This is a genomic window from Roseateles sp. (genome assembly GCF_039595595.1).
In the GTDB taxonomy this organism is placed as follows: Bacteria; Pseudomonadota; Gammaproteobacteria; order Burkholderiales; family Burkholderiaceae_C; genus Roseateles.
Genome location: NZ_JBCNLG010000011.1, coordinates 43,083 through 56,440, shown reverse-complemented (window position 1 = coordinate 56,440; position 13,358 = coordinate 43,083). Strand labels below are relative to the sequence as shown.

9 protein-coding genes and 1 pseudogene are annotated in these 13,358 nt (G+C 59.5%); 1 reads left to right on the top strand and 9 read right to left on the bottom strand.

Annotation, left to right across the window (positions count from 1 at the left end; all coding sequences use genetic code 11):
• Window positions 1–256 precede the first annotated feature (256 nt).
• Complete coding sequence (locus tag ABDW61_RS14940; protein WP_343639707.1) at window positions 257–463, bottom strand: hypothetical protein; 207 nt, start codon at window positions 461–463, stop codon at window positions 257–259.
• Window positions 464–749: 286 nt separating this feature from the next.
• Window positions 750–1,421 (bottom strand): hypothetical protein, encoded by a 672-nt coding sequence (locus tag ABDW61_RS14935; protein ID WP_343639705.1) that lies wholly within the window; start codon window positions 1,419–1,421, stop codon window positions 750–752.
• Between the two features lie 300 nt (window positions 1,422–1,721).
• On the opposite strand from ABDW61_RS14935, the gene ABDW61_RS14930 reads away from it, so the two are divergent.
• Window positions 1,722–3,623: a DUF4209 domain-containing protein gene (locus ABDW61_RS14930; RefSeq protein WP_343639704.1), complete on the top strand. Its 1,902-nt coding sequence runs from the start codon at window positions 1,722–1,724 to the stop codon at window positions 3,621–3,623.
• 303 nt (window positions 3,624–3,926) lie between these two features.
• On the opposite strand, the gene ABDW61_RS14925 is transcribed toward ABDW61_RS14930, so the two are convergent.
• The 7 genes and pseudogenes from ABDW61_RS14925 to ABDW61_RS14895 all read right to left on the bottom strand — a co-directional run.
• Window positions 3,927–5,432: a TnsD family Tn7-like transposition protein gene (locus ABDW61_RS14925; RefSeq protein WP_343639703.1), complete on the bottom strand. Its 1,506-nt coding sequence runs from the start codon at window positions 5,430–5,432 to the stop codon at window positions 3,927–3,929.
• A gap of 1 nt (window position 5,433) precedes the next feature.
• Window positions 5,434–6,312 carry a hypothetical protein gene (locus ABDW61_RS14920; protein WP_343639702.1) on the bottom strand — a complete coding sequence of 293 codons (879 nt, stop codon included), beginning with the start codon at window positions 6,310–6,312 and terminating at the stop codon, window positions 5,434–5,436.
• A gap of 701 nt (window positions 6,313–7,013) precedes the next feature.
• Window positions 7,014–8,486, bottom strand: coding sequence for a hypothetical protein (locus ABDW61_RS14915; RefSeq protein ID WP_343639701.1), 1,473 nt, complete (start codon window positions 8,484–8,486; stop codon window positions 7,014–7,016).
• A 104-nt stretch (window positions 8,487–8,590) separates the two neighbouring features.
• On the bottom strand, window positions 8,591–10,879 hold the full coding sequence (locus ABDW61_RS14910) for a hypothetical protein (protein ID WP_343639700.1): 2,289 nt from the start codon (window positions 10,877–10,879) through the stop codon (window positions 8,591–8,593).
• Window position 10,880: 1 nt separating this feature from the next.
• Entirely contained in the window at window positions 10,881–11,945 is a 1,065-nt protein-coding gene (locus ABDW61_RS14905; protein WP_343639698.1) for a hypothetical protein, read from the bottom strand.
• 79 nt (window positions 11,946–12,024) lie between these two features.
• A complete protein-coding gene (locus ABDW61_RS14900; protein ID WP_343639849.1) occupies window positions 12,025–12,270 on the bottom strand; it encodes a DNA-binding protein in 246 nt (81 codons plus the stop codon).
• 500 nt (window positions 12,271–12,770) lie between these two features.
• A pseudogene (locus ABDW61_RS14895) lies at window positions 12,771–12,989 on the bottom strand (transposase domain-containing protein); the annotation flags it as partial.
• Window positions 12,990–13,358 lie beyond the last annotated feature (369 nt).

The window sequence follows — 13,358 nt, the reverse complement described above, 5'->3', positions numbered from 1 at the left end:
CGACCCGCTACGCGGGGATCGTGTCGAAGTGGCTGGGGGAAATGAGCGCGTTCTCTTACGGGCAGCTAACAAAAGGTGGGTACGCAATGAGTCCCGCTCCCGCTTCTTCGCGCGGGCAAGTACTTGGATTGCCCCTGGTCGATTCAGTCTAAGAAATCCGGGGCGATTCAGTTTCGTTGTCCGGCAGGATCATTCTTCCCTCCCCAGGGCCTTGTGATCGAAGCGTTGCGGCCATGCGTCACGGCCTTTGTGCTGCCTACTTCTTCTTCGTGCCGTAGGGCCTCTGATTAGTCGGCTTGAGAGAGATGCTCTCGCTGCTCGCCTTCTGCTGCACGGCTGCGGGCGTGCGACCGGTCTTGAGGCCGATCACGCGCGTTGGTGTGTTGGCCTGAGCGAGGTCACGGAGTTTTTGCAAGTCTGCATCGGTCCATGCCTTTCCATGATTCTTGGGGGCCGTCGCCATTCTTCTGTCCTTCTTGTTGTCGGGACATTTACAAGATAGCACCAGTCGACACCGGGGGCGCTGGAAAGGTCGGCTGCACACGCGCGTTCAGGGGGACTCGCGTTGGGTTGATCGCCGGCCATTGACACCGGCGCTCGCGCCGCGCGCGGGGGGACTTTAGGCGGTCCGAACTAGAGCCTTGGCTGGCGTTTGAGATGCCCGCCTAGAGATCTACGCCACGGCTGCATCTAGCGAAAAAGGTAACGCACGCCAGCTCGGCTCCACGCGTACCGGCCTGTAGCACTGCTCACCGAGCGAACGAATGGTTTTCATGCGGCAAGAGTGGCTCGCAGCGTGCAGCCTTGGCTCGGATCGAATTCTGTAGCTCGGCGCGGGCTCGCGCTTGCTCTCCAAAGTGCATGACGACACTTCTTCCGATCGCCTTGAAGCCATCGGGCAGACCTTCGAACGGAGCGACCAGAAGCCCGTTCACTGCGGCGGTCGTTGACGCCTCGACACACAGCTCCCAGTTGAGCTGATCGCGATTGCGCGATGTTGTCCCAAGCCGCTCTTGGACGATCGCCTCTGTCGTCTGTTGCGCGAGGCGATCGGTCGCCTGCTGCGCAGACTGCAGCGTGTCGTAGATCTGGACCGCAAGCCAAACCGTGAGGACCGCGGTGATGCACATGCGCATCGGAGCCTTCCACCACCCTTCCAAAAACCCCCAGCGTGCACTGAATCTCTTGCGGCGCAGTCGCACGAACGTGGCCTCGCGGTTGAAGCGCTCGGCATAGATCAAAACCCGCCGAGCTCCCGAATGGACCTTCGCGCGCCACCCTCGCGGCAAGTGTGCGAGTACGCCTCGGTAGGCGGCAATCCAGGCCATGCTAAAGAGCAGACGCGTCGGACTGCGCCACAACATGACAACCATGGCAGCAAGGATTGCGACGTTCAGGAAGGAGAGCAGATGTTCGCGCATTCGGATCTTCAAAAAGGGGCAGTGTGGCGGCGCATCCGGGAAGGTGCCCGGCGCTCGACTATTCGGCAGTTTTGTCCACGCGTGACGAGCTGCGACCGCCCGCGCTACCGCTTAAGCCCCCGGCGGTCGAGGATCTGCAGCGCCTCCCTGCGTCTAGGTAGGTCCCCTAGTCATGTCGGGTTCTGGTCGCGAATTCCGTTTGCCAGTTTGCAGCGTATTCCTGACAAACAGCGCCCCACCCACAACTGCCGGCCAAAGAACTAGGGCGTAGTGTGCAACCGTACCTCCGGAGAGTCCTTCATGCATCGCTATCCTGAGAACACACAAACCACAGCGCCCATTGCGATCGCCGCGCTGCTCGCACTTCCTGAGATCGCCGATAAGGAACTTGACTGCGCGGCGTTCTGGCAGCGGCTGTCCGATGAAGCCAGGACCCGCGCGGAGGCCGCTGCTCCCGGCGAGCCCGATTGGCCCGTGATCAAGGCGTTGTGGATGATCGCAGACGCATGCTCTCTCATGCTCAAGGGCGACAGCACCAACGCTCCGTTCGGGCCGCTCGCAGTCTTTGGCGAGCACCGCTCGGCCATCAGCGAAGATTTCACGCCGGCGGATGCGGCATTGATGTCAGAGGTCGCCGCCGCTATCGACCAGCCCGCGTTGCGCGCTCGCTTGGCCGATCTTGCATGGCTGCGCGCCAAGCCCAAGAAGATTGCTGACGCGCTGCTGGCTATCGACACGTACAGGTCGACGACCCTGACCGAGGACAATGAGTTCACGGTCATGGAGGCATGGCGTCGGGCTATCACGCTATGCCTGCAGCTTCGAAAGGGGGCAGGCGACAGGCTGGAACAGATCGAGGCCGCATTGGTAGCCTTAGCGATCACGCAGATTCCCGCAGATGGATTGCTGGGTAAACGCGCTGCGCAAACCTTGCTCGACCGTCGCCTTGGCGACGACGCAGGCGAGCAGATCGCAGGCCTTCTGGCGGAACGTGCGGAAAAGCAAATTGCCGCCAGTCAGCACTTCTTCGCTCGCAACTGCTTCAGCTTGGCTAGCGACTGGTACGCCCGTTTGGAGAATCTTGAGCGAGCAGCCGACATGACAGTGGCGATTGCGCTGTCCTTCGAAGCCGAGGCCGATGAGCGTATTGCCCAGCAGGGTGTTCAAGGGCACATGGTCGCAGGCTCGTTCTTCGAAGATGCAGTCCAGGTTCTGCGCAAGGTGCCCGGCGATCAACGGGAATCGCGCCAAGTCGCTGCGCACCTGGAACGCCTGCGTCTGAAGATCGAAAGGTCAGGACCGCAAGCGCTCAAGGGTATGGCCACGATCTCCACCGATCCGATCGATATTCGCGATCTCGTCAGACAGGCCGAGGAGCGGGTGAGCGGCCAGCCACCATTGCACGCGCTGCTCTACTTTGCCCATCTTCATCACGGCGCAAATGCGGCCGAACTCGAGGCCGGCGCCAAGAAGACGTTGCGGGAATACCCCGTGAGCTCGATGTTCGGCGCTTCTCACTACAGCCGCGACGGGCGAGTGATCGCAAAGACCGCCGGCGGCGTGGACGACTCGGAAGCTGGACGTGTCTTCTCAGTCATGATGCGTCACTACCTGTTGGAGGTCGAGCTCGTCTGCAGGGGACAGATACTTCCCGCCGCAGCCGTCATCACCCGCGAGCACTTGGTGCGCCAAGTCGATCTGTCGCAGTTGATGCGCATGGCGCCGATCGTGCCGCCGGGTCGGTCCGAGCAATTCGCCAAGGGGCTTTGGGAAGGCTTTGAACACGACTTTGCCACCGCGACGTACTTGCTGGCTCCGCAGGTGGAGCATCTGGTACGGTGGCAACTCAAGCAGCAGCAGGTCAGGACATCGACCATCGACGCAGATGGCATCGAGAACGAGATTGGCCTGAGCGCGCTGGTGGAGACCCCAGCGATGAAGACAACCTTCGGTGAGGACCTGACTTTCGAGCTCAAGGCGCTCTTCTGTTCTGCGATCGGGCCAAACCTTCGCAATCAAGTCGCGCACGGCCTGCTCGATGCACGGGAATGCAACACGACGTCGGCTGTATACGCTTGGTGGTGGGTCCTGCGCCTGACGCTTCGCAGCTTCCACGCAGCCGCCAGGCCGCCTGCGGTCGACCCGGCCGGCGAACGCGCTGATGCATCTAACAACATGACGGGGCCGGGCAAGTCGGCCTGACTCGCTTGGAGCCTTGACCTAAAGCTCGCGCAGGAGGAAGGCGGTTGACTAGGTGAGCGCAGAAAGTTCCCGATACCTTCCCTCGAATGTCATTCAAGAGCCCGCCCCGAGGCGCAATTTCTCCAAGCCTATTGTCTGTCTAGAGGTTCGTTCCAACATTAACTTGACAACAGGCCACGAAGAATCAATCACTTACGCTCCTCGCGCCGCCTCATGACCGGCGCAATAACTTGACATTTCGGGTTCTGTTCTCCGTCCGAGTACCTCTAGCCTGCGTTCCGGAGAGTCCGGGACGCGGCAGCGTTACAACGCTCGATCGCCAAAGAAGGGCAATTTCTCGGTTAGCCAAGCCCGATCATGTCTGTAGAGCCAGGCGTACCCAGAGCCTGGGGTGGCTCTAATCTCCTTAAGCGGGCGGCAAAGCACCTGCGCTAAAGCCTCAGAGAAGCGCTCCCGGTTGGCTTGCCGCGCACGCTCGTGCAGCGCCACACGCCACGCGACCGCCAGATGCGGCTCCGAAGAAATCAAGCGATTGACGGCGCCTACAGAGAACCCCAGTTGTTCTACTACCTGAACTTTCGACGCCCCCTGCCGTAACAACTCACGAGCTTCTTCAAGGCGATCTTGGGTATACGTCTTTGCGCGTGCCGTGTAGCCCAATCCAATGACCTTCGCCCAACGCACTGCCGTCGTCGTCGAGATACCGACGCGGCGACCAGCTGCAGAAATGGAGAGCCCTTGGTTCTTCACAAGCTCAGAAAAGCTGCCTTGTGCCGTCTGCTCTGTCGTGCGAGTGGCGGCTGCTGGAGCCTCGGCGACCGCTTCGCCTGCCGCCGCTTCGTATGCTGTGATGAACTCGTCCCAGGTTGGGAACAGCATGCAAATCAGCAGAAGGTGTTTGAGCGGATGACAGGGACGCGGCACCCGACGCGATGCCGAGCCGATAAGTGTCGACCAGCTGGCATCGCTGCTCCGGATCGCGCTCAGTCCCTCAAATCCATCGAGACCCGAATAGCTCTGCCGCAGTAAGCGGACGGCTTCTGCAAGGCGCAGGCTACCTCCTTGCGTGATCAGACCGTGCCCATGCAGCGCAGTTCTATACGTCAGTGCCAGCCGCATACCGTCGAATGACGATGGCTGCTGCTGAGCCCAACGCGCTGAAAAAGTGGCCAGCCGCCTCAGACATTGGAACTGCGCGTCATTGACAAGCGGATAGCTACACCACTGCCTAGATAAACCACCAAGAGGCAGAACCCAGCCACGCCGCTGAACGGGTGCTGCGGGAGTCCAGGCCACCTGGAGCATTTCGTCATGCTCCACACAACAGAACACGGAGGGAAGCTGGTGACCAACCAGCCAGTAGGCCCGACCGTGCCTGTTGACCTGTTGATCAAAGCACATCGGGCAACCTTTGAGTGGATGATGGCCGCCTATCCGACTCGCGGGAAGCCCGAGCTGAAACTTCAAACCGCCCACCGGGCCGATCTTTATGGCGCGAAGGATTCCTGCTACGAAATCAGGCGGTCGAGCGGGAAGAAAGTAGCCTAGCAACGAGTGGCGTAGCGCCAGAACGTTCGGCGTTCCGATCGCTCCACCGAGATTACTGCTCAGCGTGTCAATGTGAGACGGAAAGTCATGCAGCATTGCCGCTCGGGGAGAGCCGTAGAGGCACCGACTGGTCTCTCGGGCATCGGGATTCGGGTTGGATAGATGCGCTGCCCCCGCCCAACTGTATAGCGTTTCTCCTTCAAAAAGAAAAGGCAAGTTGGCGAAGGTGTCCGCCGTGAACAATCGCCCCTGGGCGTTCATATTAAGGGCGCCTCTTGCGTCGCAATGCAAGCACGCAATCTAGCCATTCGGCATCGTTCTGAAGAGCAGCTTTATAGGCGGCGGACCTCTTGGCTCTAAGCAAGGTTCGGGTGTCTACTCCTTCCCGGATTGCCGCAATCAACGTGCGACGAATCACCGCCTGACCTGCTTCTCGCCATGTCGGCCGCCTCCGTTCTTTTGACCGCGGTAAGACCTGATCCAGCCAAACTGAATCGTTTCTAAGCGCCCACTTGTATGCGCTCGAGTCCGCCATGAAGAGCTGCGTTCTGGTCATGCAGCCTTGGTGAATTTTGGCGGAGATCCGCTCCCTAACTGCCTCTTGCGTCAATGGCATTCGGCATGGTGCTCGCGCTGATAGTTCAGAAAGAAGCTCTTTATAGCGAGCGTTGACATCGATAGGCAGCAGACCAAGAAAGCGCTCGGTGACTTTCGGAGCGACCAGCGTAGCCAGTTGGCGTGGAGATCTTCCGTCGGCCAATCCTCGAGCAGCCGCCACGGGATATCCGGCTTCACCGGCCAATCGACACAGGTCTCGAACCAGCGCCGGAGCAGAGTACTTCGCGCCGCCATCTGCGAAGAGCTCTTCAGGACCGTCAAAGCCGCACTCTCTCGTCATGCAGACCTGCCTATCTTCAGCGGTCGAGTGCTGAAGTGCGAACGCGAGCGCCGCGCCCTGCAAGTATCGCGAGCACCCAGCATCCACACCGCGGAACAATCCCAACAGCAGCCGCTCGGACACTGCGCATCCAAGCATGCGCTCAAGGTCCTTCGCGCTATCCGCACCCCAAGATTCGAGGAACCTCTGCACGGCCTCCTGAACACCGCGCGCGCCGAGTCGGCGAAAGATGACTCGATCCATAAAACGCATTCTGATCAACGGCCGAACTTCAGGCGCTTGGCCATCGTTGGCTCTTACGACCAGCGCTTCGAACGCCTCATAGCCTGGACTGCAGACAGGCTGTGAGCCGCTCGTCGTAACCTCGGAGTTGCACTTCCTACAACGGTCGCCCGGGAGACGAAGCAATCGAGGCCCGCCTAACGACGCTCCGCAGCCCTCGCACCGATCGTGCAGCGCGACGCGATGCCATGGACAGCGGAACAGCGCCGGGATCTGGTGCAAGACATGCCAATGGCCCACCCCGAAGTTCTGCCTGTCATGGGCAACACATTCAGGACAGATTCGATACGACTGCACTGATAATCGACCGGCTCGTGTGGGTGGCATGAACCTTTGAGCCAAGGCCGCATCTCCAGCGACCAGAGAAGCCATCCAAGCTTCTTCATCACCAGTACAGAGAAAACTTGCGAAGAATGTGAACGGCGTTCGATGTCGGACGATCGACTCGGGATCTACATCACCGCCGAACGTGCGATCGACGAACGATCCAGCGCCTAGTGCGAATAGGTTGCCTTGAACCTGCTCGATGTCGAAATGATTCACCAAGTGGTCGCGCAGTTGATTTCCGGCGTATCGAGCAGACGCAAGAATCTCCGACGTGTATGTAGCGCCCGTCGGCACAGCCGGCCATGCGGAGGCGTGCACACATTCTTTGGGGATCCTCATCGCGCTCCCTTCTCAGCGCGCTCCCCAAGTTCCGCCATTAGCTTTGCCCTGAAGTCATCGCCGAGGTAGCCCGCACCGGGGTTCGTTTGTTGGACCCGCTTGTCGTCCTTTGACATCTTCTTCGGATTCTTCGGAGACGGTTTGCGCGGTTTCGCGGGTTGATGCTCTGAAGTGGCGTCAGCTTGTGCACTAGACTCATCGCCGCCGCTTGGGGCTTCGGGTGCAGAGGCATCGGAGGACCATGCCTGGCGGAGCCATCCGGTAGGCAAGTCATCCCAGCGGGCAAACGCCTCAAAATCTCGTTGTGCGAGCGCGTTGATCTGCCCCTGCACGCCACTCATCTCCGGCGACTCTGCTGCCGACAAGATGAGTTCCTTAGTGACTCGCGTGGCCTTTGTCTTAAGCCCCAGCGCCAGAGTCACTCGCCGCAGGCGCGCGACGTAGCGCAGCACGCCGCCCGTCTTCTCGAAGACCAATTGGGCGAGTCCTTCGAACTCCTCATCGCGCTCGTTCAGCAATTGAGCCGCCTTCCAGACGCCCGCCATGACGTCCTTCGTCCAGTCGTCGCTGGTCGGGTCCGTGATGGGCATGAAGTCGAACCAGCCATACTCGGTCAGTCGCGCTTCCGTTTGTGCCGAGCTCCTGAGCTCATCAAATGCAAGCGGGTTGCCAAGAACTGCAACTCCCATTCCCGCATTCAAAAGACGTAGAAAAAATTGAACGAAGTCAGCGCCAAACCGCGATCTCACCGACAGGTTATTTTCTTGACACTCTTCAATGACTACCAGCCCACATCTGTGGACGAGGAGGATGTAGATCACGACGACCAATAGCTTCTCGATGGTCCACCCCCTACCTACGTACTGCTTTGAGTAGTCGGTATTTAAGACCCGGTCAATCTGCTTCAGCATCTCGACCATGAGACCGCCGCGACTCCCGTCAGAGGGCATATGCACCTTGAGCCAAACAAGTTGCCGAAGCTTGGTCCAACCACATGCTTGGTTTGCCTCGTGACAAACTACCTGAGGAACAAGTTCGAGAAAGCGCTCAACAGTGCGTGATTTTCCGTTCCCGGTCCAACCTGCGAACACCAAACCGCCGCTGAACTCCGGGGCCCACTCCAAGTCTTTTAGAGGCCTTCCCACATTGTCCGAGAACGAGAATATTCGCCGCCGCTCATTGGGGTTCAGAGGGTTTTGCCTGTCGAGGCTCGAGAAGAGCGCATTGTGAAGGCCCCGGGCACCGGCAAGCATTGACGGCGTGACGGTCACTAGCGATACAACTTCGTCGACAAGCTTCAGCCGCCGTTCGTAGCTAATATCGGCCGGCATACCGCCTTTGAATGGATTGCGACGCAATGCTCTGGCCAGCGAGAGGTCATCGTCATAGCGCTGCAAAGCTTGAGTCAGCGGGTTCTGCTCGACGAGTTCAAGCCGAGTCAGGAGGGATAGCTGTTCAGGAGTGGACATCGGAGTTTCATCGCGGCCGGGGTGGGGTCCAACTGGGACCGGACATATGGATCAGGAAGCGATAGCTCGCTAGTCGGCTTTCATCCGCGGCTCCGTCAGTTCCCTCAGTCCTCCATATCATCACTCTCGCTCCTAAGCGCTGCCATCGCTGTCGCGACCGATATGCCAACAGGCGCGGATTGGCCTGCGGTAGCCGATTGTCGAGCTCGGTCGCGAGCGTCAGGGATGTAGTGGTCGCTCGTCGCTTTCATCTCGCGCCGGGTGCGTTCCTTCATGTCTTTCACCATGGACGATTTTGTCGGCTTGGTCGGCAGGGCTGATTGCTCTCGGCGCTTCTTGGCTCGCCCGTCCTTGTTCGTGCCTTCAGTGGATGCGAGCAAAGAAGCCTTGGTACTCGACTGCTTCGCGCTTTGCTGTGCACGAAAGGCTCGATCACCCAAGTCGATGTGAAGCCATTCCGCCAGCGTGAGCTCTCTGAGCAACGGATCGTCGGTTTGGAGCTTCAGCTCCTTGATGCCTTCGTCACCGAACTCCACAAAGAGACTCTCTGGTTTGGACGGATTGATGCGTGCTCGAACCCTCTTCCGCCCTTTGCTGCTGGAAAGGAGCCCCGAGCTAGTCAGCCAGCCACTGTTGTAAACCACCCCTTTTATCAGTCGTTTGCGCGTGGATGTCGGGTCAAACAGGTGGATGCCATTTGGCTGAATGCTGGCCTCTATCGTTGGCAGGCACCTTGCACGAAGCGCAGTGAGATCCGTGGACTCCTCGAGAGCGTAGCCCTTCTGCAAGCACCAACGATAGATGTCGCCCCGAAATGGCTGAACGCCTTCATTTCTCATCTCGACGGTGAGAAGATGCGGCACTGGTTCCTCGTTGTTCTTCCAGAGAATGTGTTTGATGAGTTGCTGCATGAATGCATGCAAGGTCACAACCGCATCCTGCTTGGGGTCGGGTGCGCCGCGATCCCTACGCTTGCCTTGGTCAGTTCCTGCGACCTCATGCTCAACGCTAGACTGCCGAGTGTTGTGCCGCGATTCCTGAAGGGCCTTGTCCTCCCAGGCATATGCGCGGGCAAACTCGCCCGTTTGCTCTAGCTCCTCCAAGGCCTTGAAGGCGTTCTGAGCCTTCATCTCTCCGTTGTCTGCTTTGATGCGCTTAAATGATCGCGAATACCATTGCGACGGCTCAATGTGAATTCCGTAGGCGGCGCAGAACGCGACATGGTCCTCGGCCGCGTTCAGGATAGTCAACAGAGACGTGCAGGTGGAGACGTGCTCGAAGCCGACATACAGACCGAAGGTGTAGCCTAATTCTTCATCGGTAAGTTCGGTGCGCCACGGCTTGCAGAGCGCCCCGAGGCTCGATGCGGCGGAGCACGGATAGAAGTCAGCGGGTGAAGAATCAATTTGACCAATGAGTCCGACCCGCTCCGGTCTCATCGAACGCGCTTTGGAACGCAGCTTCTGCCGAGGACGGCTCTCTGTCTCTCCGCTGTTAATCGCCGAGGCCGATAGATTTCCTTGTCCGCGAGGGCCATGTCGACGAAGCTGCGCAATTGACCAGCACTGACCCTGGGGCTTGAGTGTCACGACGACGTCTGGCCCGTTCTGGCTAACGCTCTGCGCTCTATGCTCGGTGAGCCCTCGGTGACGCACTTTCTCGACGGACGTCCCCTTCTTCATATGCTTCTTCCAAACGTCCTGCATTTCCTTGCGGTCGTCAGCATTAGCTGCGAAGCCACGACTCCCATCGCTGCGCTCGAACTCAGTTCTTCTTCCTGTGGGCACCTTGCTGTACTTCTCAACGCCCGGTCCGCCTCGTTGATCGAAGGCAGGCATCAACGCGCCGAGCTGCCCGAGTGACAGCATGTAGAGTCGAAAGGCTCGCACGACTTGGCGGGAGTCCACATCAAGCTCCCGCGCGCGCGCGGTGGGCCAATGACGATGAAGCCCAAGCGTGAGAACATCGGCGATAGAGAATTCCTCGAACAACGGCTTGATGTATGACCAGGCGAGGTCTCGACCAGTGATCCACAAGTCAATGTTCCGCCGATCTCCGCGCGTACCGAGGCCTTTATCGACTTCGTCGCCGGATTCGGCGCGGGCCTTCATATCTTCCAGGTCTCGCTCCGTCCAGTACCAACGTGCAGGGCCTTGGTAGTCCATGAGGGTCAGACCGCGGTCGCGCATTGCCGTTCGAAGCTCCTCAACGGTGAACTTCTTTGGCGCCGGCACATGCCAGTCCGCGATGCCGCCTTTGCCGCGGCGAGGGAACTTCATGATGAACACCCACGGCCGCGTGACATGAAGTATTCGGGCCCATGGCGTTGGATTCGCTTGGTCATCGAACGTCACCAACGCCTTGCCGGCCAGTAGCGCAAGATCGGTTGCCACGTTACTTCAGCAACTTGGCCAAGCAGGAGCGGACGATCCGTTCACCACAGCGAACCAGTGGCCTGGATCGGATGATCTCGCGCGTCAGATCTGCATCGATCCGGCGGGTCCAAAGGGACGCGCGGAGCAACGTCTCAGGATCCTCTTTGCCGCCAACCCTCGCGGCCGCCACGTTGCGCGCTTCGGCGATAGGCAGTTCAGCTGCGCAGCGAAGAAACTCACCACTGAAATCGTCCAGGATGCTGGTGGATTGGAGCCGCTGCAGATCACTATGGCGCGGCACGATCCATTGAAGGTTCTCGATGAGCTTCTCGTCGAACGTTTTTTCATGTGCGATCGCGTGAACGCCGCCGCATGCCTGTGCGTAGAGTCGCTCGAGCTCCAGGCGCTCCAGGGCGCGTGGGTTGTTGAGCAGCTCGGACGAGGGCTTGCAGCCCACAAACAGCAGCTTGTGTGGTGGCAGTGGTGGAAGCACTGCGACGATATCAATCGTTGCAACGAATGGAACTTGTGTGCCTGGGTACTCGCCATGGTCAATGCCGGCATTGCGGGCGATCTCAAGCAGTCCAGGTACCGTGCCGAGCTTCGCGTCGAGACTTGCATCCCAGCCCCTGGCGGGGCTTGCATGCTCGATGGGCCATGCGGGGAGACCCTCGCGAATTTCTCCGGCGCCAAGCCAGCCCACCGCCAAGGCTATGTTGCTTTCGAGTTTGCTCAGCAGATGGAACGAACGCGCGCGAAGCGGGAGATGAGTCAGGCAGTGGCGTGAGCGCCTCGCTTTTAGACTGCGCCTGATGTGTATCCATGGCCGGTAGTCTTCGCCGCGCCCCTGCCCGTGGCGAGCAAGCATCTGCCGGTCTAGGCGACGTAACACCTGCCCTGTAAATTTTGGGAGTTCGCTGTAGTCACCGCGTGGCGAAGCTGCGTGGTCTGCGTACATTGCTGCCCGGTCATATTCTTCATAGGCAGTACCCTGGGAATCCCCTAAGGCCTGCATGCCAAAGAAGTGCCAGAAGGGCTTGACCAGTTTCCTGGTTTCGCGCAGACTCAAATCAGGCGGTTCCAATGTCTGACTTGTCAGGCGTCGCCCGAAGGTCGACCTTTTACGAGGTCGGCCTTCACTTTTTCCGGCTCGAAGTAGGTCGTTAGGTCTCCCTTCCTGGGTGGGTGGCGATCTCGGGGTTGTCAGCCGGTAGAGGTTTGAGGCCGAGCGCAACAGCGATTCGGTGCGCTTGACCTCTGTGCCCCTTCGCTCTCCCTGCCAACACGCTATAGACGAGATCCTTCGAGAATCCGTGCTTTTCAGCCCACGTCGAGATCTGCTCTCCGCGAGCAAAGAAGCTGTTCTTGGCGGCTCGGCAAGCGCTCTGGCTAATTTCAAATTCTTCCAATTTGTACAACTCGACTTGGGTTGGATTGGGGCGCAGTTGAATTCAACAACGTCGTGGGGTCAACCCGGGCGGTCGTTTCGGCACCAAGGGAAAACCCGCACTAGATTATCAGTACGCGTTATCTTTCATCCCTCACACGATTTCATTCCGTCCGGCGCCTCCTCTGAAGAGGCCGTGATCTGTAGATTCTGGAAGAATCCATTTAATACTCAGCGCAGCCTTTTTGCCCCGTATTCATGGGACAAGCATTGGGGTGCTTTGGTCCACGGGTGGTTGCGCACGCATGCCCTCGCCATCAGGTTGCCGTTGTCTTGACCCCCGGATGGAGCAGTGCGGCAGGACTGCGCTTGGGACCAGTTCGCTCCCCGCGGTTCGCGGCTTGTGCCCCCATCCGGGCGCTCGATGCGACCTAGCCGGCTCTAGTGCGGGCTAGTGCGCGATGGGCATGGCGTTATGCGTCGGCAGAAGGAAACATATGTTGGCCGGTGCTGAGCGTTCGGTCAGATGGGTGGCACCCCGTGATGAGGTAGCAACTGGTCGACACCGCAAGCCCTCTGGGTCGGAAGGCACAGCAGGACGTCCTTCCGATGGGCACCATGGGTCATACCGGTTGAACTTTGCTGACTGGATCCAGGCTCATGATGGCCGCGGCACGCTGGCCCGCCAGCAGCGCCCCGGCGAACAGTCAGTTTTTTGCGTCCCGTCGCCCAAGGACGGATTGGCTGTTCGTGCGAGGGCTTGAATGCGCCGCGCCGTAGGTGCACATTTCGGTGAAGCTGACCGCTCCGCTCGACGACATGAACGCCAATGCTCGGCAACGTCAACAGTCAGCGCCAGACCGATTTCGACCCCAACTTCAGCGGCCCCCAACAGCCAAGTTGCTAAAGCTGGACCGCCTACCGCGTAGCCGCGCTGCAATCCTCCGTGTGCTGGGCAAGCCTGTTCACGTTGATCTTCAGGCTCGGCGCCCGCAGCGGGCCAAGACGGCTGACTGGCTTTTTAAGTCGGCGGCTCTGACCATAGATACATGTGGGGACGGATACATCCACAACCGGTGGGATGACGGTTGTTACGACCGTTGTTCTACT